24 protein-coding genes are annotated in these 21,540 nt (G+C 37.5%); 10 read left to right on the top strand and 14 right to left on the bottom strand.

All coding sequences use genetic code 11. The features are described from left to right. Positions 1 to 31: 31 nt before the first annotated feature. A complete protein-coding gene (locus SJY09_RS01910; RefSeq protein ID WP_396637279.1) occupies positions 32 to 745 on the bottom strand; it encodes a pirin family protein in 714 nt (237 codons plus the stop codon). Between the two features lie 180 nt (positions 746 to 925). Between SJY09_RS01910 and SJY09_RS01915 the strand changes: the two genes are divergently transcribed. Then, on the top strand, positions 926 to 1,438 hold the full coding sequence (locus SJY09_RS01915; RefSeq protein ID WP_396637280.1) for a hypothetical protein: 513 nt from the start codon (positions 926 to 928) through the stop codon (positions 1,436 to 1,438). Here the strand turns inward: SJY09_RS01915 and SJY09_RS01920 are convergent. From SJY09_RS01920 to SJY09_RS01945, 6 genes are read right to left on the bottom strand one after another with little or no spacing between them, the layout of a single operon-like run. Then, positions 1,433 to 2,764 (bottom strand): DUF58 domain-containing protein, encoded by a 1,332-nt coding sequence (locus SJY09_RS01920; protein WP_396637281.1) that lies wholly within the window; start codon positions 2,762 to 2,764, stop codon positions 1,433 to 1,435. The two genes, SJY09_RS01915 and SJY09_RS01920, sit on opposite strands and share 6 nt — an antisense overlap. Continuing rightward, positions 2,765 to 3,763, bottom strand: a complete 999-nt coding sequence (locus SJY09_RS01925) for an AAA family ATPase (protein ID WP_396637282.1) — start codon at positions 3,761 to 3,763, stop codon at positions 2,765 to 2,767. Then, a complete protein-coding gene (locus SJY09_RS01930; protein WP_396637283.1) occupies positions 3,753 to 4,973 on the bottom strand; it encodes a DUF4350 domain-containing protein in 1,221 nt (406 codons plus the stop codon). The genes SJY09_RS01925 and SJY09_RS01930 overlap by 11 nt, the downstream gene beginning before the upstream one ends. Further along, positions 4,966 to 5,706 carry a DUF4129 domain-containing protein gene (locus tag SJY09_RS01935; RefSeq protein WP_396637284.1) on the bottom strand — a complete coding sequence of 247 codons (741 nt, stop codon included), beginning with the start codon at positions 5,704 to 5,706 and terminating at the stop codon, positions 4,966 to 4,968. The genes SJY09_RS01930 and SJY09_RS01935 overlap by 8 nt, the downstream gene beginning before the upstream one ends. Positions 5,707 to 5,711: 5 nt before the next feature. Continuing rightward, on the bottom strand, positions 5,712 to 6,593 hold the full coding sequence (locus SJY09_RS01940) for a hypothetical protein (RefSeq protein WP_396637285.1): 882 nt from the start codon (positions 6,591 to 6,593) through the stop codon (positions 5,712 to 5,714). Next, positions 6,590 to 7,552, bottom strand: a complete 963-nt coding sequence (locus SJY09_RS01945) for a stage II sporulation protein M (RefSeq protein WP_396637286.1) — start codon at positions 7,550 to 7,552, stop codon at positions 6,590 to 6,592. Before SJY09_RS01945 ends, SJY09_RS01940 begins: the two co-directional genes overlap by 4 nt. Before the next feature lie 33 nt (positions 7,553 to 7,585). Here SJY09_RS01945 and SJY09_RS01950 point away from each other — a divergent pair, with 33 nt between their 5' ends. Together SJY09_RS01950 and SJY09_RS01955 are read left to right on the top strand one after the other, a co-directional pair. Next, entirely contained in the window at positions 7,586 to 8,302 is a 717-nt protein-coding gene (locus SJY09_RS01950) for an RDD family protein (RefSeq protein WP_396637287.1), read from the top strand. A 3-nt stretch (positions 8,303 to 8,305) separates the two neighbouring features. Continuing rightward, on the top strand, positions 8,306 to 8,911 hold the full coding sequence (locus tag SJY09_RS01955; protein ID WP_396637288.1) for a trimeric intracellular cation channel family protein: 606 nt from the start codon (positions 8,306 to 8,308) through the stop codon (positions 8,909 to 8,911). Positions 8,912 to 9,036: 125 nt separating this feature from the next. Here the strand turns inward: SJY09_RS01955 and SJY09_RS01960 are convergent, their stop codons facing one another. Beyond that, positions 9,037 to 9,756, bottom strand: a complete 720-nt coding sequence (locus SJY09_RS01960) for a peptidylprolyl isomerase (protein WP_396637289.1) — start codon at positions 9,754 to 9,756, stop codon at positions 9,037 to 9,039. Between SJY09_RS01960 and SJY09_RS01965 the strand changes: the two genes are divergently transcribed. Continuing rightward, complete coding sequence (locus SJY09_RS01965; RefSeq protein ID WP_396637290.1) at positions 9,755 to 10,396, top strand: NUDIX hydrolase; 642 nt, start codon at positions 9,755 to 9,757, stop codon at positions 10,394 to 10,396. The two genes, SJY09_RS01960 and SJY09_RS01965, sit on opposite strands and share 2 nt — an antisense overlap. Before the next feature lie 25 nt (positions 10,397 to 10,421). Beyond that, complete coding sequence (locus tag SJY09_RS01970) at positions 10,422 to 11,228, top strand: lysophospholipid acyltransferase family protein (RefSeq protein WP_396637291.1); 807 nt, start codon at positions 10,422 to 10,424, stop codon at positions 11,226 to 11,228. On the opposite strand, the gene SJY09_RS01975 is transcribed toward SJY09_RS01970, so the two are convergent. The 3 genes from SJY09_RS01975 to SJY09_RS01985 form a co-directional block, all read right to left on the bottom strand. Next, positions 11,225 to 11,875 carry a hypothetical protein gene (locus tag SJY09_RS01975; RefSeq protein WP_396637292.1) on the bottom strand — a complete coding sequence of 217 codons (651 nt, stop codon included), beginning with the start codon at positions 11,873 to 11,875 and terminating at the stop codon, positions 11,225 to 11,227. The genes SJY09_RS01970 and SJY09_RS01975 overlap by 4 nt on opposite strands. Positions 11,876 to 11,879: 4 nt before the next feature. Beyond that, positions 11,880 to 12,374, bottom strand: a complete 495-nt coding sequence (locus tag SJY09_RS01980; RefSeq protein ID WP_396637293.1) for an RNA polymerase sigma factor — start codon at positions 12,372 to 12,374, stop codon at positions 11,880 to 11,882. Between the two features lie 109 nt (positions 12,375 to 12,483). After that, complete coding sequence (locus SJY09_RS01985; protein ID WP_396637294.1) at positions 12,484 to 13,911, bottom strand: amidohydrolase; 1,428 nt, start codon at positions 13,909 to 13,911, stop codon at positions 12,484 to 12,486. Positions 13,912 to 14,012: 101 nt separating this feature from the next. Here SJY09_RS01985 and SJY09_RS01990 point away from each other — a divergent pair, with 101 nt between their 5' ends. Then, the gene (locus tag SJY09_RS01990; protein ID WP_396637295.1) at positions 14,013 to 15,305 is read left to right on the top strand and encodes an NAD(P)/FAD-dependent oxidoreductase; all 1,293 of its coding nucleotides are present in this window, start codon (positions 14,013 to 14,015) and stop codon (positions 15,303 to 15,305) included. Here the strand turns inward: SJY09_RS01990 and SJY09_RS01995 are convergent. Both SJY09_RS01995 and xerD read right to left on the bottom strand, forming a co-directional pair. Continuing rightward, complete coding sequence (locus tag SJY09_RS01995; RefSeq protein WP_396637296.1) at positions 15,302 to 16,996, bottom strand: alpha-glucosidase; 1,695 nt, start codon at positions 16,994 to 16,996, stop codon at positions 15,302 to 15,304. The two genes, SJY09_RS01990 and SJY09_RS01995, sit on opposite strands and share 4 nt — an antisense overlap. A gap of 162 nt (positions 16,997 to 17,158) precedes the next feature. Further along, a complete protein-coding gene (gene xerD, locus SJY09_RS02000) occupies positions 17,159 to 18,055 on the bottom strand; it encodes a site-specific tyrosine recombinase XerD (protein WP_396637297.1) in 897 nt (298 codons plus the stop codon). A gap of 129 nt (positions 18,056 to 18,184) precedes the next feature. Here xerD and SJY09_RS02005 point away from each other — a divergent pair, with 129 nt between their 5' ends. The 4 genes from SJY09_RS02005 to SJY09_RS02020 all read left to right on the top strand — a co-directional run bounded on the left by SJY09_RS02005 (position 18,185) and on the right by SJY09_RS02020 (position 21,258). Then, positions 18,185 to 18,745 carry a porin family protein gene (locus SJY09_RS02005; protein ID WP_396637298.1) on the top strand — a complete coding sequence of 187 codons (561 nt, stop codon included), beginning with the start codon at positions 18,185 to 18,187 and terminating at the stop codon, positions 18,743 to 18,745. Between the two features lie 191 nt (positions 18,746 to 18,936). Further along, positions 18,937 to 19,452, top strand: a complete 516-nt coding sequence (locus SJY09_RS02010) for a hypothetical protein (RefSeq protein ID WP_396637299.1) — start codon at positions 18,937 to 18,939, stop codon at positions 19,450 to 19,452. 146 nt (positions 19,453 to 19,598) lie between these two features. Continuing rightward, entirely contained in the window at positions 19,599 to 20,012 is a 414-nt protein-coding gene (gene aroQ, locus SJY09_RS02015) for a type II 3-dehydroquinate dehydratase (RefSeq protein WP_396637300.1), read from the top strand. A 79-nt stretch (positions 20,013 to 20,091) separates the two neighbouring features. Continuing rightward, positions 20,092 to 21,258 (top strand): PQQ-dependent sugar dehydrogenase, encoded by a 1,167-nt coding sequence (locus SJY09_RS02020; RefSeq protein WP_396637301.1) that lies wholly within the window; start codon positions 20,092 to 20,094, stop codon positions 21,256 to 21,258. Between the two features lie 3 nt (positions 21,259 to 21,261). On the opposite strand, the gene SJY09_RS02025 is transcribed toward SJY09_RS02020, so the two are convergent. Further along, positions 21,262 to 21,540, bottom strand: a complete 279-nt coding sequence (locus SJY09_RS02025; RefSeq protein ID WP_396638585.1) for a DUF3817 domain-containing protein — start codon at positions 21,538 to 21,540, stop codon at positions 21,262 to 21,264.

Here is a 21,540-nt window from a genome sequence, read left to right on the forward strand (position 1 = left end):
AATACGCAGATTAAAAATTCTCACATAAGTTTTAAAAATGCATTGGGACTTCCATGACTAAAATCCTTGAATTTTTTTTAGCATTTATCTCAAAATTAGAAGTGTCCCATATACCAAACCCATCTCTTTGAAGTAAATTTTGACCATTTACAGCAGCTTCTCCGTCTAAAACAAAGAGGTAAGCACCGTTACCCTCTTTTTTAATGGAATACACCGTACTCTTTTCCTCCTTGAATTCTCCAATATGAAACCAAGCGTCTTGATGGATCCATACGCCTTGGTCATATTTGTTAGGGGAAAGGATTTGATAAAAATCGGAATCTTGAGCAAGTTTTTCTAGTTGTACTTGGTCATATCTTGGTTGTACATTTTGTCTTTTAGGTATGACCCATATTTGAAGGAAATTTACCTCGGAATCCCTATTGTTGTTGTACTCACTATGGGCAATACCTGTACCGGCACTCATTACCTGTATGTCTCCTTGTTTGATAACGGTGGCATTGCCCATATCGTCCATATGCTTTAAATCCCCCTGTAAGGGAATAGAAATAATTTCCATATTTCTATGAGGATGTGTTCCAAAGCCTCTACCAGCTGCTACGGTATCATCATTGAGAACACGGAGTGTGCCAAAATTCATTCGCTCTGGGTTATGGTAATTGGCAAAACTAAAACTATTGTACGAATTCAACCAGCCATGATTGGCATGGCCTCGACTATTAGCACTGTGATATATCGTTTTCATACTACTTTATTTTATCTAAATATAGTCGTAAAAATTAGTCCTTTATTACACCTTAATCGGTAGTCCAATCCGTTTAAAAGTAGTATTTGTTAGATGAAATCCACACTTTTTTATTTATAGTAGGGTATTGATTGATTGAATTGTTTTTAAACTAAATCAAGTTTTTAAAAATCCCCTAAAATGAAATCGAAAATTACTCGTTCTATAATAGGTCACCCGTTGAAATCCCCCATGATACTACCTAGAATATCGCTTTTACTCCTACTATTTCTAACATATCACATCAATAGTCATGCGCAACAGGTGGAAAATGTAGCCAAACACCTTGGAGCTGGTGTTGCTATAGGCGCTGTCGGGGGTTATGCGGCACATAAAATTTTTAATGGGCAACGTGGATGGACATGGGCAGGAGCAGTTGGTAGTAGTTTGGCCGCTGGTTTGGCAAAAGAGACTTATGACGTATCGAGAGGTGCTCAATGGGAAACCGAAGATGTGCTTTTCACCGCATTAGGAGGAGCTATTTCTGGTCTAGCGTTAGATTTGCTATTAAAAAATAGAAGAAGGGGGCGTGGTCGTAAAAATTGTGGATGTCCACCTATTGCTTTTAAACCTTTACAGGTGTACCCATCAAAGGATTCAGGTAGTATTACAGCGGCCATACAGGCAAATCATATTCTAGGAGCAGGTTTATAATAATCCTCTGGCTTTAATTTCCAAGTACTTATTTATGGTGTTGATGGTAAGTTCCTCTGGCCTGGTAAGAATGGTTTGTATACCATATTTCTGTAATTCTTTTTGCATTAATTTCTTCTCTAGATAAAATTTCTCTGCAATGGTTTTATGGTAAATGGTCTGTAAATCTTCAGCATCTTCCGCGATTAGTGATTCTAACTCCGAGTTCTGAAAGAAAATCACAACTAAGACATGTTTTTTAGCAAGACCCAATAGATAGGGCAATTGTCTCTTTAAGGAAGACATGTGTTCGAAATTCGTATAGAAAAGTAACAGGCTTCGGTGATTTATTTTTCTCTTAATGAGTCCGTACAACAATCCAAAATCTGCATCTGTAAAAGCGGTATCTATGCGGTAGAGTTGTTCTAAAATGGTGTTTAAGTGCGTTATTTTTTGAACAGCTGGAACATAATTTTCTATCTGTTTGGAAAAGGATATCAATCCCGTTTTATCATTTCTTTTTAAGGCCACATTAGAAAAAGCTAATGCACTATTTATGGCATAATCCAATAATTTAAGGCCATTGAAGGGCATTTTCATCACCCTGCCCGTATCAATAATAGAATATACGGGTTGTGATTTTTCATCTTGATATTGATTGACCATAAGTTGGTTTCGCTTTGCCGTGGCCTTCCAGTTTAAAGTCCTGATATCGTCGCCACGCACATAGTCTTTAATTTGCTCAAATTCTTGGGTATGACCAATCTTTCGAATCTTTTTGAGTCCTATTTCGCTTAACCGATTACTAATAGCGAGAAAGTCGTATTGCTGCATTTGAATAATGGAAGGATAGACCGGTACCATTTGGTCTTTCTGAAATACAAACCTTCTTTTTATAATTCTAAGGGGCGATGATGCATAAACATTTAGATTTCCGAAGAAATATTCTCCTCGGTCAACTGGTCTTACGCTGTACTCAAATTGTTTTTTTTCGCCTTTTACGGCAACCGTTTTATAATTAAAATCGCGCTTTTGAAATTGCATCGGTAGCTCATCGATAAGGGTAATATGGGTTTTAAAGGGATAAAAAGTTTCAAATTGAATTTGTATCGGATTAATATCACTATTCGATAATTTTTTAGGAAGTTCCCTTTGTGCTGTAATACCCTGGGCAGAGCTGAATAAAATAAAAATGTCAAATAAGAAAAGTCCTAAGAGTACTAAAGTAAGCAGCCAAGCAACGGGATATATGCTAGGTATCCAATAGGAAAGGATAAAGCTAGCGCAGAGCACGGCTATATATGTAAAAAACGTTTTATGAATATAAAGTGCTTTTAAAAACTTCATTTACCTTGGGATTTCCACACTTTCCGTAATCATCTTTATAACGCTTTCGGTAGACATGCCTTCCATTTCCCTTTCCGGTGTTAGAATAACCCTATGGTTTAGAACAGGTACCAAAGCTTTCTTTACATCTTCTGGGGTAACAAAATCTCTTCCATTAACCGCTGCAAAGGCTTTTGCACTATTCAGAGTTGCAATAGAAGCTCTGGGGGAGCCACCCAAGTACAAGTGCGGATGATTTCGTGTTTTAGACACAACCTCGGCGATGTATTTAAAAATCTTTTCTTCCACTACGATATCCTGGATTTGTGCTTTAAAGGTTTTTAGCTTTGCTGGGCTTAAGATGTCTTTAACCTTGGTTTGTGGCAAAGCACCTTTTCTTTCGTGGTGCGATTTTAGAATTAAAATTTCTTCCTCGTTTTCTGGGTAAGAAACTTTTATTTTAAAGAGAAAACGGTCTAATTGCGCTTCGGGTAGGGCATAGGTACCTTCTTGTTCTATGGGGTTTTGAGTAGCTAGAACCATAAAAGGAGATTCCATTTTATAGGTAGTGCCATCCATGGTTACCTGTCTTTCTTCCATAGTTTCGAACATGGCTGCTTGTGTTTTTGCAGGAGCCCTATTTATTTCATCTATGAGAATTATGTTGGAAAAGATAGGTCCTTTCTTAAATTCAAATTCCGATGATTTCACGTTAAAAATAGAGGTTCCGAGAATATCACTCGGCATAAGGTCCGGGGTAAATTGAATACGACTAAAATCTGTCTTTAAAGTTTTGGCAAATAGTTTTGCCGTAATTGTTTTTGCAACACCAGGCACTCCCTCTATAAGCACATGGCCATCAACTAAAAGCGATGCTATTAAAAGCTCTATAAAATTATCTTGACCTATAATTACTTTTGCCAACTCTTGTCTTATATCGGCAACGGCTTTTTGTAAATCTGCTAAAGGTATTCTAGCGTCAAAATTTAAGTCGTTCGTATTTTCGTCTTTATTTTCCATCTGTTTCAGATTTAAATTTTTGGATGCGTTTATTTAGGTACATCAATTCATTATCGGTTATTTGAGATTGCGCTCTTAGTTTTTCCATATACCTGAACAGCGCCTTGGTATCGTCAAAAGAATAGTTACTGCGAGCCGCTAAATTTTTATAAAAATCATCTTCATTATCTATATTCCCTATATAGTATTTGGTACGGAGGTAATCTAGAAAGTAATTTATTTTATGCTCCACAATAGCCTTTTGGTCTCCTTTTTCGAAATACATATCTGAAATGGTGCGCGTAAAAGCTAGGGTCTGATTTTTTAGTGGGGTTATCACCGGTACTGCACGTTGCTTGCGCTTACCTTCAAAAACCACATAGATAAGTACGCCAATTAAGGCAAGATAGTAGGCCCATTTAAGTTCTTTGGTATTTAAGAAGATATGCATTGGAGAAGTATAAAAGGTTTTGCCGCTCTTATAATGATTATCCATAAATATGGTCTCGTGTTCATTTAAATAAGAAACTAAACCGGCCGTGTAAGATTTATTTTCCTCTTCTAAAATAAAGTGATTCGTAAAGGCCTTGGGAAAGGTTGATAATATGATTTCTCCCTTACCAAAAGGAGTCTTTATTACGGAAACAGCTGCTATTTGGTCTTCTTTAGCGTCATTGGGGAAGTGAATTGTGCCTATTACGGTAGATTTTAGTGTATCTATCACATCAAAATAATGAACAGCTTTATCTTTTTCATAGCGATATTTTTTTTGTTCCTGTAAAAGTGGGTTTACAAGCTGATGATCTTGTTGTTGCGCTACTTCGAATCCGGCATAATGCACTCCGGTATCTAGCTGTAGTGTGTCTTTTAATTTTTCCTCAAAACCTTCGGATGCCACGAACAAAGTGTTGCCTTCCGACACCCAATCTAATAAAATATGAAGCTCCGCTTCCTGAAATTGTACCGAGTTATTTATGAAAACATAAGTACCATTGACCTTGTTGTTCTCAGAAAGGAATTCAAAAGGGGGAACCTGCAGCTGCTTTATTTTGTTCGGAAATAATTTGGTTTCCATAAGCTCATTAAAAACCAAGGTGCCATACGGAATTTTATGGGTGCTCACATAAGATTCATACCAATTAATATTCTTTGGCTTATTGTATTGAAGCAGTAGTATAGCTCCTAAGGTAACTACGGCAATAATAATATAAATGATTCCTTTTTTACCCATTCGTTAAAAGTCGTTTTAAGGATAAAAAGGAATTTTCTGCTTTTTGGTATTTTTCTTGGTCAATTGGAAATTCGCCATACCAGATATAGTCGTACAGCCGCGTAATTTTTTTGAAAGGATGTTTAAGATGTTCCTGTTCTAGTTCCTTGAGGTAGTCTTCATTGGTTTTTTGTATTTCCCAGTTTATCAACTCCCTTTCTGTCATTATTTGCAATAAGTATAGGTAGTAATAGCGAACAGCAAGACGGTAATTTTTATTGGCTAAAGCATCTTGAATAAGCTTTTGTATATCTTTATTTTTAATGATATGTTCCTCTTCGGACATTGCTACAGCTGCTTGATTTTTTTTAGCATTAACCATAGCCCTTGCATTTACGTTCAGGAAGAACTTAATTAGAATAAAAACAAGTACGGCCAAAAGTACATAAGGCAGGAACTCTAAAAATATACTAAGTGCTCCAACAGCTTTATTAACACCAAAAAGCCATTCAAAAAAACGTATGAGCAGATTTCCTATCCAATTTTTAAAAGCTATCCACCAGTCCGGGGTACTACTTTCTACTACCTCATAATTAAAATCAGGGTTATTTTTATAAACTTCTATATCCTGAGCTGTAATTTCTTTCTGAACTATCTTGCGCTCATCATATTGCAGCGTTAAAGAATCCTTTTGGCTAAAACTGCTTAAGGATAGTAACAAAATGGGAATCAGATACAGAAGACCTTTGGGCATAGTTCCTAATCAGAAGTTTTACCAAGGTTTTCAATACGCTCATAAGTACCGGTAAAGTTCTTTTTCTCGTTGAGGTTAAAATAGATAAAAACTCCGGCGATGACAGAAATAAGGTTCAAAAGAAATTGACCGATCGTGCCTACGATATTTAAAAGAATATATACCGGGTCTTTAAACATGTCTAACGTACCCTCGGCATCCACTTCACCTGAGATTATACCCATTTTGAACCACTGGTATATAACTATTGGCAATTTAAACACGAAAGAGGCAATTGCTACAATAATTCCTAACACAAAAAACGTGGCAAAAGTCATCCACCATTCATCTTTCACCAAAGTGAAGCTGTAGCTATAGGCATCCGAAGCTCCCATTCTATTAAATACCAGTATACTGAAAGAAAGTGCTAAAGGAACATAGAGGTATATCCCGGGAATGAAGCAAAAAATAAAACCTACCATTACGGAGAGTCCTACCATGATTCCGAGTCCTATAAAGTTCCAAAAACTACCGTAGACTTCTTTTTGAATCGTTTCAAAATCTGTAGTGCCTTTTCCGTTTGAATAGGACTTAATATAATGTAGTACCGTAGATTGGGACATTGTATACACGGCCATGATAGAAAGTATATACACCAAGCCAACAATGAAAATAGTGGCAAAGCTAGCAGCCTCATTCCCCGAATCGAACATCATAATATTAGCCATATTCCCTACAAAATAAAGGTATGCGGCGAGGGCTAAAATCATTACTAGTAGAAAGGGGCCAACAATCTTGAAAAAGGTTGTAAAGAAAGGTTTAAACTCTGCTCTTAGAAAAGCAAAGGTGTCTGACAATATATCCCCTAGCTCTCGCTGTTTTTTAAATTCTATATAATCGGTCTTCATGTAATGTTGTTTTTTTTATGTAATTGGTATGGGTATATAACGTAATAAAAAAGTATTAGTGCCAAAGAGCTTATTATTATAAATAGGGCTAACCAATCTGGCATTTCGGTATGTCTGGTCACAAAACCTTCTAAAAAACCTGCGATGACGAAGAACGGTATGGTACTTACCATAATTTTTAATCCGTTTTTAACACCTCTTTTAAAGGATTCTAAACGCGTATAGGTACCGGGGAAAAGCATACCATTGGCCAAAACCAATCCGGCACAACCTGCAATTATAATTACAGAAATTTCAATAGTACCGTGAATCCAGATGGTTCTCACGGATTCCCAAAGCAGCCCTTTTTCATAGAAGAAATATTGAAAACTTCCAAGCATAATACCATTTTGAAGCATTATCATTATTGTGCCAACTCCTAACATAATACCATAAACAAAGGCCATTAAAGCTACTCTGATATTATTAATGGTAATGCCCAAAAACATATTGAATTCTCCCATTTGCTTATAAACTGCCATGGGGTCTCCTTTTTCAATATTTTCTAACGTCATATTCACATAAGCATCACCAAGAATGGAACGCACAAAGTCTCCTTCATTAGCGGCAGAGAAAGCCCCAACAATACAGAAAAACAAGAACACTAAAAAAGCGATAAGTAATTCACGATGATGCCGTTTGAACATCATGGGAAATTCTTCTTTCCAAAAGCTTATGATCCTATTTTTAGGCTCTCTTTTGGTTCTATATATTTTTTGATGCGCTTGGGAGGCCAAAGAATTTAAATAATATTCCGTGTTGCTGGCAGGGTAAAAGGTCTTGGCGTAACTAAGATGATCCGTTATTTCTATATATAGATTGGACAATACATCTGGAGCTAGATTCGTTTTGTTAGCCAAAGCGCTTTCAAAAGTTGACCATTTGTCCTTATTTTGTTTTACAAAAGCGGCTTCGCGCATTAAGAGAAGGGTTTATACCAAAGAAACAAAACAATGGAACAATTTCAAATAGAAACAGCCCAAAATATAAGTATAGACCAAAATACGGCGCATTTAGGCGATCGTATGCTAGCGTTCCTAATAGATACCTTAATTCTGGTTATCTACTATGTACTTATGATTTGGTTTTTATTGGCTTTGGACGTAGACCCCGGAGACCAATGGGCCATGTATATGCTTATTGGTTTGCCTGCATTCTTATATTACCTGCTTTTGGAAACTTTTATGGACGGTAAGACCATTGGCAAAAGTTTTATGAAATTACGGGTAGTGAAACTAGATGGTACTAAAGCAGGATTTTCTAGTTATTTTGTAAGGTGGATATTAAGAATAATAGATGTTTCCATTAGTTCAGGAGGCATCGCTGTTTTTACGATTTTAATACGGGGAAAAGGGCAGCGTGTTGGTGATATCGCAGCCGGTACTACAGTAATAAGCGAAAAAAAACGCATCTTTCTAAAAGATACCCTGCTAAGGGAATTACCAGAAGATTATAGTCCTAAATTTCCGCAGGTTACTGTCTTTAAGGATAAGGAAATGCAGACTATAAAGAACCTGTACGATAGTGCTAAACGAAACGGAAACCATAATGTAGTAGTATCTTTAAGTAACAGAATTAAAAAGGTTACGGAGATAACCACCGACCTACAGCCAATAGAATTTGTGGCCATCGTTATCAAGGATTACAGCTACTATACCCAACAACTATAAACCATGTTCTATACGGTAATAGATATTTTAGGAACTATTGCATTTGCCATATCAGGTGTTTTGGTGGCTATGGAAAAACGACTGGATTTTTTCGGGGTGGTCATCATCGCCTTTGTGACCTCTATAGGAGGTGGCACCCTACGCGATTTACTCATTGGAAATACACCAGTGGTCTGGATGCGAGATGCAACCTATGTAATTACTATTTTGACCACTGTAGTTTTGGCCATTTTGTTCGTTAAACAATTAAAATACTTCAGGAAATCACTCTTTTTATTTGATACCATAGGTATTGGGTTGTATACATTGATAGGTGTTGAAAAAGGTCTGGATGCGGGATTATTACCGGTGATGTGCATAGCACTTGGAACTATTACAGCAAGTTTTGGCGGTGTCCTTAGGGATATACTGTGTAATGAAATACCAGTAATATTTAGAAAAGAGGTGTATGCTACAATTTGTATTTTAGGTGGGGGTATTTATTTTCTGCTGATTCAATTTCCTATGAACAATACCTATGCCTATTCCGCGGCTATACTTTCTATAATAGCAATGCGGATTTTAGCGGTTAAGTTTAAAGTCTCTTTACCCAATATTTATAGGGATTAGGATTTAGAGGGTAGTGTTTGAAAAATATTTAATTCTTAGTTCTTGAAGATGTTCCTTGATCAACCCTGGCCCTGAGCGGAGCCGAAGAGATCAATACTGGTTTTGGATGGATTAGAAGGAATCATTTATTCAACAACCTCTGCTTTTTGAATATAAATGTTTTGTGAAGGCCAATCTCCTTTACCCACAGGTTGGCTATTTATTTTATCAACTACATCCATACCCTCTACCACCCTTCCGAAAGGTGTAAAATCTCCGTCTAAATGATAAGAGCCGGGCTTTGTCACCACAATGAAAAACTCATACGGAGAAGCAAGCATATGCGGGTTATTTATCTCACTGCTGGGCATGGATACCGTTCCGCGATGATGCTTGTGGCCTTTTCTGGTATCAGGAGGTAAGAGGTACCTTCCAATAGTTCTTCGTTTTTGAGCTGTTTTTTTATCGTCAGAATTTCCACCTTGGATTATAAAATCCTTCACTACCCTATGAAACTGGGTATAATCGAAATATCCTTTTTCGGTCAGGTAGATAAAATTTGCTTTGTGGTAGGGTACGTTATCGTATAATTGAATCACAAAACTTCCAAAATTAGTCGTCATTCTTACTTTGGTAGTCTTTAGGTTCTGCTGGTATTCAAAAAAGAAGTCAATTGCCTTTTCCTCGGTAAGCCTAAAGGTATCTTTTTGAATTTCTGTTGCTCGCTTTTCCTCTTCTATTTTGATGGAATCAATGGCTATAACCGTGGGGATAGTATCAGATTCTGATTTCCCTGGACTATCTTTACATCCTATACATAGGATCAATAAAGCAGTAGTAGACAGAAAGTAAGAAAGTAAGCGCATGAATTTTAGCATTTTTGAAGAACGGTTATCAAAAATAAAAAATCTATCCCTACCAGGCGAAGCATCACACTTTAAAATGGCCCCGGAGGAACGTATACAGGAACTTTTACAAGATAAGTTTAAGAGGAAAAATCCTAGGAAAGCCGCTGTAATGGCATTATTCTATCCAAATGCCGCCAATGAAACTAAAATACTGTGTATCCTTAGAAAAACGTATAAAGGAGTACATTCCAATCAGGTAGCCTTTCCAGGTGGTAAGGCCGAGATAGAAGATAAGGACATCATGGAAACGGCCCTACGGGAAACGCATGAAGAGGTAGGGGTGCACCCAAATGATGTAAGGGTCATTTCCGAGATTACTAAGGTTTATATTCCACCTAGTAATTTTGAAGTGCAGCCCTTTATCGGTCTCTATAGCAAACCCAAACCATTTGTGATTCAAGAATCGGAAGTAGCTGCACTTTTGGAGATTTCTTTAGTAGATTTCTTACAAGACCGCAATGTGGTATCGAAAAAATTAAGTACCTCATATGCTTCTGAGATTGAAGTACCTGCCTTTAAACTAAACGATTACATTGTTTGGGGAGCTACGGCGATGATGATGAGTGAGATAAAAGACCTATTGAAGCAGGTGTTATAAAACACTATTTATTACTTTAGCGTTTATGGGATTATTTAAGAAAAACCCTTTTGGGCATAACTTATTTCTGAAAAAGTGGCTTATTCGCATCTTGGCATTACTATCGCATCAGCGCTACAAAAGATTTAATACCCTAGATATTGAGGGCTCTGAAATTATTAGGGATTTACCCGATACCAAAGTACTTTTTGTTAGTAACCATCAAACTTATTTCGCAGATGTTGTTGCCATGTTCCATGTATTTAATGCCAGTTTAAGTGGGCGTGAGGATTCCATTAAAAACTTAGGGTATATTTGGCAGCCTAAATTGAACATGTACTACGTGGCCGCTGCGGAGACCATGAAGAAGAGTTTATTGACCAAGATTTTAGCCTACGCAGGGTCCATTAGTGTTCAGCGCACATGGAGGTCAGAAGGGCAAGATGTGAACAGACAGGTGAAAATGAGCGATATTTCTAATATTGGCATCGCCTTGGACGATGGTTGGGTCATTACTTTCCCCCAAGGGACTACCACTCCTTGGAAACCGCTTAGAAAGGGTACGGCCCATATTATTAAAAAGTATAAACCTCTGGTAGTTCCCGTTGTTATCGATGGATTTAGACGCTCATTTGATAAGAAGGGACTTCGTGTTAAGAAAAAGGGTATTCTACAATCAATGGTCATTAAGGAGCCGTTAGATATTGATTATGAAAACGAATCTACAGAATCCATTATTGAGAAATTAGAATATGCCATAGAGCAGCATCCATCCTTTCTTAAGGTTATATCTGAAAAGGAGCTTTTGGCCTACGAGGAAGAAAATAAAAAACGTAAATGGCGAAATGATTAAACCTCTAGTTGTTTTAATTCTTTGTAGTTGCTATTGAGTTTACGTAATAGCAAACCATAAAGTAAAAAGTACACCCCACCCATAAATAGGGTTAAAAGCACTCCAAAAATACCAATCGTGAGCATTAAGGTAATTCTCAGTTTTTCAGGAGAAATTTTATCTAGTCCATCCTTTAATTCGGGAAATGCCGCAGAAATGTCCTCGCTAAGATAAATTCCTATGACCATTACGAGTATGGTAACCATAATCATAGAGAGTGAAAAAATAACATAGTGCTTTACTGTTCTTCTGGTCTTAATAATTTTTTTCATCAAATTCTTGGAGCTATCCAATACGGATATTTCCCTAAAACGCTGATAAAACTGAAAAATGAAATAGGCTGCAATTCCGTAGGAAAAAATAGAAAGCCCGAATAAATATTTAGATACTCCTATATTTTCATAAACCTGCAGACCATCTTGCCAAGAAGGCACTAAATATAGTAGATGTGGAAGCGTAAATTCAAGAATACTAATGGTCAAAATCCATTTCACGATAGAAGATGATTTTTTCCATATCATTTTATGAATATCGGTATAGGATAGTTTAGGCACGGCAATTTCCTTTTTTTGCCAATCTTTCTTTAATAATTCCAATTCATCCGTCATAACCTTATGGATTCAAAATGGTTCTTAATTTATTCTTGATACGGTTCATCTTAACCCTGGCATTTACTTCCGTAATACCCAGTGTTTCAGAAATTTCCGTATAATTTTTATCTTCTAGATACATAAAGACCAAGGCCTTGTCTATATCTCCCAACTGCCTTACGGCTTTGTACATTAACTTTAGTTGTTGTTCCTCTGTCTCATCGTATTCGTCGGCTTTTATCTTATAAATTACAGACTCATAGTCCTGCGTATCAATACGGCGTTTAGACTTTCTGTAGAGCGTTATGGCCGTATTCAAGGCTACGCGATACATCCAAGTACTAAATTTAGCTTCGCCTCTGAATTTTGGATAAGCTTTCCATAGCTGAATGGTTATTTCCTGAAACAGATCATTATGAGAATCACGGTCATTTGTATATAAGGTACAGACCTTATGGACAATGTTCTGATTGTCCTGCAGTTCCGTCACAAATTGATGTTCCAGTTCTTTATTCACGCTTGGTTGGTAGTTCTTACGAGATAAGTAGGTCTTGGGTTTGTTTTGTTACAACAAAAAGAAGTTTTTTATTGTTTAATGGCCAATGGCCAATGGCCAATAGCCTTTTCTAGTTTCTGTAGTTTAAAGCTGGGGCTCGGTCACCAAGAAGTGGTATGTATTTAAAGTCTACCCCTCTACGTTCTACAAATTCTTTTTTGGCATCACTGACCAGTTGTTTATTCTTGAATAGTTCAATAGCCGTAAGTGTCAATGTTTTTGCTGCTATCATCATTCCTTTGTTTCCTATGGAAGTTCCACCGGCCGCTACTGCCTGCCAGCTATGAGCAGGGGTTCCTGGCACCCATGTTGCCGCACTCATACCCACGGTAGGAACGGCAAAACTAACGTCTCCCACATCGGTAGAGCCGAACGCTTTTGCTTCTGTTTTATAGGGTTGAATTTTTTTGGCGGTAGCTCTGTCAGCTTCTTCTTGCCCTAAACTCTTTGCAATTTTATCGGCGAATACTTTCTCCTCGGCCGTATATTCTAAGCCACCAATTTTAGAAAGGTTGTCGTGCATTAATTTTTGTAAAGTCAGGTTCGGTAATAGTTCATGTGTTCCACCGATCATTTCATAATCCATGGTCGTACCTGTTCCTAGAGCAGCACCTTCGGCAGCTTTAACGATACGATCAAAAATTTCAATAACAACATCTCTTGTGTTATGACGAGCGTAATAATAGACTTCCGCAAAATCCGGAACCACATTCGGAGCTTTTCCACCATCGGTAATGACATAGTGAATTCTAGCTTTTTCAGGAATATGTTCGCGCATCATGTTCACCATCATATTCATAGCTTCGATACCATCTAAAGAGGAGCGACCCATTTCCGGAGATGCGGCGGCATGGGCAGATACCCCATAAAAACGAAACTTAGCAGATTTGTTTGCTAAAGCTGCACCCGCACTGGCTGCGTTTTGAGCTCCTGGATGCCAGTGTAAAGCAACATCTACATCATTGAAAAGTCCTTCACGTACCATATATACCTTTCCAGACCCACCTTCTTCCGCAGGAGTTCCATAAAATCGAATAGTACCCTGCATTTTGTTCGCTTTGAGCCAGTCCTTGGTAGCAATCGCCGCTGCCGTAGATGCCGTACCGAACAGGTGGTGTCCACAAGCATGTCCTGCAACTTTTCCGGCCGATTTTTTCTCTGCTACGGCCTGCTGCGAAAGACCGGGTAAGGCATCGTACTCCCCCATAATACCAATTACGGGACTTCCACTACCGTATTCCGCGATAAAGGCAGTAGGTATGCCCGCCACTCCTGTTGTAATGGTAAAACCTTCGTCTTTTAATGTTTTTTGAAGTAAGGCCGAACTTTTTTCTTCCTGATAACCCATTTCGGCTAGGCTCCAAATCTCTTGTGCAATAGTGCCATATGCTTCGCTTTTAGCATCTAGTTTTTGAAGGATATCGGCAGTCTTTTTCTGTGCATTTAAAGTACAATTGATGAGTATTGCCAGAAAGATAGTGTAAAGTGACTTTTGCATTTTTGGTGTTATTTGAAGTTAGCATTTAAATATACTAAAAACACGGTATTCTTTGCTATTTGGAAGAAGGTTTGTTTAATTTTACTTTTTAGACTTGAACTATGAATATACCACGCTCCAGTTACCCAAGAATCGTTATAATAGGAGGCGGTTTTGGAGGTATTTCTTTAGCACAGAAACTTAGTAAAAAAGAAGTGCAAGTAGTGCTGTTGGATAAAAATAACTATCACACTTTTCAGCCTTTACTATATCAAGTTTCTACGGGTGGTTTAGAGCCGGACTCTATTGCCTACCCCTTGCGCAAGGTCTTAATTGGCTATGACAATTTCTTTTTTAGACTTGCTGAGGTAAACGAAATATTGGCGGAAAAGAAGGTTCTGAATACTTCTATTGGCCAAGTTAGTTATGACTATTTGGTTGTGGCCACAGGTTCGGAAACTAATTTCTTTGGTAATAAAGAGTTAGAAAAAAATGCTATGGCCATGAAGTCCATTCCGCAGTCCTTAAACCTCAGAAGTTTAATCCTAGAAAATTTTGAACAAGCACTTTTAACGGACGATTATCATGAAAGAGACGCCTTAATGAATTTTGTTATTGTAGGTGGCGGACCCACGGGTGTAGAATTGGCGGGAGCATTGGCAGAAATAAAAAAAGGAATTCTACCAAAAGATTATCCGGATTTAGATACCCGAAGGGCACAGATTAATTTGGTGCAAGGAGGTGACCGTCTTTTAGATGCCATGAGCGACAATGCATCTGAAAAATCCGAGAACTTTTTAGAAAAACTAGGCGTACAAGTTTGGAAAAATACCAGAGTAACGGGTTATAACGGTAAAACAGTAACTACAAAAACCGATTTGACTTTTGAAACGGCAACGCTTGTTTGGGCGGCAGGCGTTATGGGTGCAACCATAAAAGGATTAGATGCCAAAGAATTACTGGCTGGCGGTAACCGATTGAACGTAAACCAATTTAACCAAGTTGAAGGATATCCTGAGATATTCGCTATCGGTGATATTGCTTGCATGGAAAGTAAGGATTACCCAAGGGGTCACCCTATGATGGCACAACCTGCCATACAGCAAGGGAAACACCTTGGTGAAAATCTGGTGCGTTTAGTAGATGGGAAATCATTGAAACCTTTTTCCTACCGTGATAAGGGTAGTATGGCCACTGTTGGAAGGAACAAGGCAGTTGTAGATTTAAAGAAAATAAAATTCCAAGGTGTATTTGCTTGGTTCGTTTGGATGTTCGTACATCTATTTTTCTTGATTGGTTTTAGGAATAGGGTAGTGGTCTTTGTGAACTGGGTTTATAATTATGTGCGTTTTGATCGTGAAGCACGACTAATCATTAGGCCTTTCAAAAGAAATTATAGTCAGTTCAAAGATTAGTCTATGCTATAAACCATAGCATGATAGGGGCGTACTTTAAAGACACCATCCTTTACATGTGAAACGGCGTCATCATTGGATATTATTAATTTTGCATTTTGGTTTTCAAATTGTTCCAGCTTTAGTATTTCTCGTTCTCTAGAGAAACTTAGAAGAATTAAATAATGCTCCTTTTCTAAAGTTCTAGTATAGGCATAGACCTTTTCATTGTCAGGTACAAGTAGTTCATAACTACCATAGATGAGCCCCAAATTATCTTTTCTGATTTGAACCATTTTCCGGAAGTAGTTCAAAACTGAGCCTCTGTCATTTTCCTGTGAAGTTACATTAATACCTTCTGCGTAATTAGCATTTACCTTAATCCAGGGCTTTTCATCAGAAAACCCTGCATTTTTGGTGGTGTCCCATTGCATTGGCGTCCTAGCGTTATCCCTACTGGCATCTTTCTCATTTTCTATAAACGCCTCTAGGTTTCCTCCTTCATTCTTTAGGGTCTCATACCTGTTCAAGGTATTAATGTCCTTGTAATCGCCTATATTCTGAAACTTAATATTCGTCATTCCTATCTCTTCACCATAGTAGAAATAGGGCGTGCCTCTCATCGTTAGTAAAAAGGTCTGTAGCATAGTAGCAGAATTATACCAATGCGTTTTAGAATCGTCTCCCCATCTACTTACACTTCTAGGAAAATCGTGATTATTTAGGTACATACTTCCCCAGCCTTTTTCTGCGAAAACGGTATCCCAATCCGTATGTATTTTTTTAAACTCCGTTAGTTTCCATTTACCTTTTCGCATCATAAAAACTTCATCTCCATCGCGGTCCAGGGACATCAAATCAAAGTGGAAGAACATATTAAGTTCATTTCGGTCTTCGTCTACAAAATCCAAGGCGTTCTCTATGGTAATTCCTGGTGCTTCACCAACGGTCATGACATCATACTTAGAAAGCACCTCATTATTCATTTCTTTGAGGTACTCGTGCAGTTTTGGCCCGTTGGCATAGAAAGGAACAAAATTACCCTCATATTCATCAGGTAGTACGGGGTAGCTAATGTCTTTAGAGATAAAGGGTATTACATCCATACGGAAGCCATCGACGCCTTTATCAAACCAAAAACGCATGGCATTGTACACTTCCTCTCTAAGTTTCGGATTTTCCCACTTTAGATCGGGCTGTTTTTCTGAAAAGTAATGTAGGTAGTAGGCGTCAGTAGCCTCGTCGTATTTCCATGCATTACCTTCAACGTCAAAATAGCTCCACCTTTTTGGTGGTGTGCCTTTTTCTGCTGGCCACCAGTGATAGTAATCTCTAAAAGGATTATCTCTAGATTTACGGGATTCTACAAACCATTGGTGCTCATCACTACTATGGTTCACAACAAGGTCCATGACCAATTTTAAGCCTCTTTTTTTTATTCCTTCTAGAAGTTGGTCAAAGTCGTCCATGGTTCCAAACTCGGACATAATACTTCTATAATCACTTATATCATAACCATTGTCATCGTTTGGAGATGTGTAAATAGGATTTAGCCAAATAATGGTAACCCCAAGACTTTTGATATAATCCAAACGCTTTATGATACCCTGTAAATCTCCTATTCCGTTACCCGTAGTGTCTTGAAAACTTCTAGGGTAAATTTGATATACGATACCTTCTTTCCACCACAACCTATCTAAGCTATTCTTCAATTCGGCCTTTTTTTTATAAATATATGATTTTTGATGAGTAAAAAAAGACAATAAAATAGGATAAGAAGTACTATAACGATGGAGTAAGTTATTTTTATTTCAAAACTGAATTTAACAGAGAAAACTGGTTTTAGAATATGATTCTGGCTATCATTAAAATAATCATTTTCTTGGATGAAATTTATTCATTACTTCGGCCAAATGGGTCCTGTCAACATGCATATATACTTCTGTGGTCGTAATGCTTTCATGACCTAGCATTTGTTGAATAGACCTTAAATCTGCTCCGTTTTCTAATAAGTGGGTTGCAAAGGAGTGCCTAAAGGTATGCGGGCTAATATTTTTTCGGAGACCTATTTGTTGCGCTAAATCCTTGACAATTGTAAAAATCATAGCCCGTGAGAGCTGCTTCCCCCTCCTGTTTAGAAAAAGGATATCTTGAAAACCTTCTTGGATATTTAGGTGAATCCGCACTTCTTTTCTATAAATATTGATGTATTTTTTATTGATATTGCTTACAGGTACAAAACGCTGTTTATCTCCTTTGCCGATTACTTTTATAAAATCTTCTTCAAAATATAGGTCGGATATTTTAAGACCTATAAGTTCGGATACACGTAGTCCACAGCCGTACAGTGTTTCTAACATTGCTCTGTTCCGTTCCCCTTCTTTCTTACTTAAATCAATGGCGGCAATTAGTTGGTTTATTTCGTTCTCCGAAATGGTATCCGGAAGCTTACGTCCAATTTTTGGAGACTCGATAAGGTCTAAGGGATTGTCCTCGCGGTAGTCTTCAAAAACTAAGTAACTAAAGAAACTTTTAAGTCCTGAAATAATACGCGCTTGTGACCTAGGATTAACCACTTTAGCTATTTCATAAACAAAACGTTCTACCGTGTCTTTAGAAATGTCCAAGGGTAAGTCTTTTAACTTATTGATATCTAGAAATTTAACTAGTTTCTCTATATCCCAAACATAATTTTTTATGGAATTATCCGCTAATCCCCTTTCCAATTTCAGGTAGTTTCTAAAATCTTTCAGGGCTTGTTCCCATTTCATAGCTAAAGAGATGTTTTCTAAAAAATTTGATTTTTATTCAGGAAAGATAGGTCGAAAATCACAAATGTAAAGCTTCTGAATAATAAAGATTTATATCTTTAACGCCACAATCTAAAAACACAATTTGAAATGAAAAGATTATTATTTGTTACGGTTTTTTTCTCTTTAGTGGTTGCTACATCAGTAGCCCAGGACGGAATGAGTTTTGGTGCAAAAGCGGGACTGAATGTTAGCTCATTGGGTGGCGATGAAGTTTACAGCTATGATGCTAAATTAGGTTTTCATGTTGGTGGTGTATTGGAACTACCTTTTTCTGATAAAATAATTATTCAACCAGAAGCGCTAATTTCTTTACAGGGTAGTGGAGGTTTCTTTCAGGACGATCTTAATTTCCTGTATTTATCAATCCCTGTAGTGGCCAAATATAATGTTTGGGACTCCTTGTATATAGAAGCTGGACCACAGGCGGGTTTTCTTTTGTCTAATAATTTAGATGGCAATACCTTTGGTACGGGTCAGAATTTTGATGAAACAAACGGTCTAGACCTAGGGCTTACCGTAGGTGCAGGATATCGCTTAAATGAAAATTTTTATTTCCAAGCTAGGTTTGCCGGAGGTTTTATAAACGCCATTAAGGATGTGACATCTAAAAATAGAGTATTTCAAGTCTCGGCGGTATATTTTCTTTAATCACAAACTTAAAATTATATAAAAAGCGAGAGGGTAACCTTTCGCTTTTTTGTTGAAATGCTATTGTTCTTATTTTTGTTTTCCGCAAGAAATGAGTGTTTTACAACTAAATTCATAGTAGTTACAACTTTTATTATCAGACTGTGATTAAGATGTTAAGTTTACATAACAACCAAACTTAGTATAATCAAATGAAAAGATTTTATATCGCTATTTTCCTAATGGTCGCTTCATTTTCTGCGGAAGCACAGATAGATAGAACAAATTTTAGGGCTGGCGTAAATGCCGGACTAGTTGTAGGTGATTTTTCCGAAGCCTATAGTCTTACTTTGGGAATTGATATTTATCAACACTGGGGTGTCTCCAGAGAACTGGACTTAGGAATCGCTACTGGTTTTTCTAACGCTTTTGGTGAAAAAGAATCCTCCTCGGTTGGTGGTGTTACCGTACAAACAGAATTTGATAATGCGCAATTTATTCCAATTGCTGGCTCTTTGAGAATATACCCAACTTCAGGGTTTAAGATAGGTGCCGATGTTGGTTATGCTATTGGCCTTAACGAGGGTAATGATGGGGGCTTTTATTATAGACCTAGCATGGGTATAGATGTAAGTGGCGGTACCACAGAGATAAACGTATCTTATTTTTCCGTCAATGGTGATGCCAATTTCTCTACAGCACTTCTAGGTTTTCTGATTTTATTCTAATAAACCGGTCTAATTAACAAGCTCTCGTTATTTGCTTTTTCTAGTTTAAATTATTAGTATTTTTGATGGTGTTGAATTTTTTGTTGCGCATTAATTGTGATGACAAAGAGTTTACTTCAATTCAAGAATAAAAAGAAGCGATTCACATGAAAGTTATTATCATTAACGGTCCCAATTTAAACCTATTGGGAAAACGGGAACCGGAAGTTTATGGAGATAAAACTTTTGAAGATTATTTTGCAGAGCTTCAATTTAGGTTCAAAGAAGTACAACTAGAATATTTTCAATCAAATATTGAGGGAGAACTTATTTCCAAGATACAGGAGACCGGTTTTTCTTATGATGGGATTGTTTTAAACGCAGCATCTTATACCCATACCTCTGTAGGTATCGGCGATGCGGTAAAGGCTATAGAAACTCCTGTGGTAGAGGTACATATTTCCAATACTCATAAAAGAGAAGACTTTAGGCATGTTTCCTATATCTCTTCTGGCGCAAAAGGAGTAATTCTAGGCTTTGGTCTACAAAGTTATAATTTAGCCATACAGAGCTTTCTGTAACGTGATTTTTTTGGCCGTTGGGTTTTGAAATACGTCCGAGGAAGGCTTCCTCTTCGTAAATATATAAAACGCCATAGCTATGAAAAGAATTATCGCACTCATTGTGTTTACTTTATTCGTTGTGTTTTCTTGTAGCAAGGATGAGGATCGTAAGCTTGTTCCAATTGCAGAAAACACGGTTAGTTTAGTAAATGCATTTCCCAATTTAGAATTTTCGAGACCATTGGACCTTCAAAGTCCAAACGATGGTAGCAATCGTATTTTTGTAGCTGAGCAGGGAGGAAGTATTAAAGTGTTTCCAAACGATGAAACTACCGAAAACAGCACTACTTTTTTAAATTTGGAGAACCGTGTGATTAGTTCCAGTGAACTTGGTCTTCTTGGTTTTGCCTTTCATCCCAACTACAGTGCTAACGGCTTTTTTTATGTTACCTATACACCATCAGAAGATATGGCCTTAGTATCAAGGTTTCAGGTTTCCGATACTTCTGAAGATTTCGCAGAGGTGACCAGTGAAACCATTTTACTTCGAATTGCGCAACCAGAGACCAATCATAATGGAGGTCAGTTGGCCTTTGGTCCAGATGGCTATCTATACATTGCTTCAGGTGACGGTGGTGGAGGAGGTGACCCACAAGGTAATGCCCAAAATTTAGAGAACCTTTTAGGCGCAATTTTGAGAATTGATGTAGATGGTTCAGGTCCGGACTTTAATTATAGTATTCCCCCGGATAACCCATTTGTAAATATGGAGAATGCAAGAGCGGAAATATACGCGTACGGTTTGCGCAACCCTTGGCGATTTAGTTTTGATACACAAACGAACAGGATATGGGCCGCTGATGTGGGACAGGGCGAATTGGAAGAGATAAATATCATTGAAAATGGAGGGAATTATGGTTGGAATATTTTAGAGGGAACCTCCTGTTTTAGCGCGGAAAATTGTGATAGCTCTAATACGATTGCACCTATTTTTGAATATAACCATGATGCTAACGATCGGTCTATAACCGGCGGTTATATTTATAGGGGAGAAGAGGTAAATAGTTTGAAAGGATATTACATCTACGGTGATTTTATCTCGGGGCGCATATGGGCTTTGGATAGTAATTTAAACGGAAATCCAGATAATCAGCTTTTGGTGGAATCTGGTTTAAATATTTCCTCTTTTGGTACAGATGCTAATAACGAAATATATGTTTGTAGCTTTGATGGGAATATTTATAGGTTTAAGGAAACTGAGTAAATGTTAGGCTTCCCTTAGGTATTTTTCTTCTACATAAAATGTAGCAAAAGGTAATAATGAGGCGATTCCAAAAATAATAAACCGCTTTATGCCCCATTTTTTATTAAAACACACCAGAAGTGCTAGCACTATAAATGCTATAAAGAGCACTCCATGTGCGTAGCCAACGACCTTGTTGGGTCCAGGAATTTCTGCCCAATACTTCAATGGCATGGTCACTCCAAATAGTGCTAGGTAAGATATTCCTTCTAAAATGGCGGTGGCTTTAAAAGCTTTTAACAA

The sequence above is a fragment of the Maribacter sp. R77961 genome, from assembly GCF_044594925.1.
Taxonomy (GTDB): domain Bacteria; phylum Bacteroidota; class Bacteroidia; order Flavobacteriales; family Flavobacteriaceae; genus Maribacter.

What these genes read in the sequence shown, in the direction of transcription:
- SJY09_RS01910 (WP_396637279.1), bottom strand. Translation starts at nt 745, where the DNA reads ATGAAAACGATATATCACAGTGCTAATAGTCGAGGCCATGCCAATCAT.
- SJY09_RS01915 (WP_396637280.1), top strand. Translation starts at nt 926, where the DNA reads ATGAAATCGAAAATTACTCGTTCTATAATAGGTCACCCGTTGAAATCC.
- SJY09_RS01920 (WP_396637281.1), bottom strand. Translation starts at nt 2,764, where the DNA reads ATGAAGTTTTTAAAAGCACTTTATATTCATAAAACGTTTTTTACATAT.
- SJY09_RS01925 (WP_396637282.1), bottom strand. Translation starts at nt 3,763, where the DNA reads ATGGAAAATAAAGACGAAAATACGAACGACTTAAATTTTGACGCTAGA.
- SJY09_RS01930 (WP_396637283.1), bottom strand. Translation starts at nt 4,973, where the DNA reads ATGGGTAAAAAAGGAATCATTTATATTATTATTGCCGTAGTTACCTTA.
- SJY09_RS01935 (WP_396637284.1), bottom strand. Translation starts at nt 5,706, where the DNA reads ATGCCCAAAGGTCTTCTGTATCTGATTCCCATTTTGTTACTATCCTTA.
- SJY09_RS01940 (WP_396637285.1), bottom strand. Translation starts at nt 6,593, where the DNA reads ATGAAGACCGATTATATAGAATTTAAAAAACAGCGAGAGCTAGGGGAT.
- SJY09_RS01945 (WP_396637286.1), bottom strand. Translation starts at nt 7,552, where the DNA reads ATGCGCGAAGCCGCTTTTGTAAAACAAAATAAGGACAAATGGTCAACT.
- SJY09_RS01950 (WP_396637287.1), top strand. Translation starts at nt 7,586, where the DNA reads ATGGAACAATTTCAAATAGAAACAGCCCAAAATATAAGTATAGACCAA.
- SJY09_RS01955 (WP_396637288.1), top strand. Translation starts at nt 8,306, where the DNA reads ATGTTCTATACGGTAATAGATATTTTAGGAACTATTGCATTTGCCATA.
- SJY09_RS01965 (WP_396637290.1), top strand. Translation starts at nt 9,755, where the DNA reads ATGAATTTTAGCATTTTTGAAGAACGGTTATCAAAAATAAAAAATCTA.
- SJY09_RS01960 (WP_396637289.1), bottom strand. Translation starts at nt 9,756, where the DNA reads ATGCGCTTACTTTCTTACTTTCTGTCTACTACTGCTTTATTGATCCTA.
- SJY09_RS01970 (WP_396637291.1), top strand. Translation starts at nt 10,422, where the DNA reads ATGGGATTATTTAAGAAAAACCCTTTTGGGCATAACTTATTTCTGAAA.
- SJY09_RS01975 (WP_396637292.1), bottom strand. Translation starts at nt 11,875, where the DNA reads ATGACGGATGAATTGGAATTATTAAAGAAAGATTGGCAAAAAAAGGAA.
- SJY09_RS01985 (WP_396637294.1), bottom strand. Translation starts at nt 13,911, where the DNA reads ATGCAAAAGTCACTTTACACTATCTTTCTGGCAATACTCATCAATTGT.
- SJY09_RS01990 (WP_396637295.1), top strand. Translation starts at nt 14,013, where the DNA reads ATGAATATACCACGCTCCAGTTACCCAAGAATCGTTATAATAGGAGGC.
- xerD (WP_396637297.1), bottom strand. Translation starts at nt 18,055, where the DNA reads ATGAAATGGGAACAAGCCCTGAAAGATTTTAGAAACTACCTGAAATTG.
- SJY09_RS02005 (WP_396637298.1), top strand. Translation starts at nt 18,185, where the DNA reads ATGAAAAGATTATTATTTGTTACGGTTTTTTTCTCTTTAGTGGTTGCT.
- SJY09_RS02010 (WP_396637299.1), top strand. Translation starts at nt 18,937, where the DNA reads ATGAAAAGATTTTATATCGCTATTTTCCTAATGGTCGCTTCATTTTCT.
- aroQ (WP_396637300.1), top strand. Translation starts at nt 19,599, where the DNA reads ATGAAAGTTATTATCATTAACGGTCCCAATTTAAACCTATTGGGAAAA.
- SJY09_RS02020 (WP_396637301.1), top strand. Translation starts at nt 20,092, where the DNA reads ATGAAAAGAATTATCGCACTCATTGTGTTTACTTTATTCGTTGTGTTT.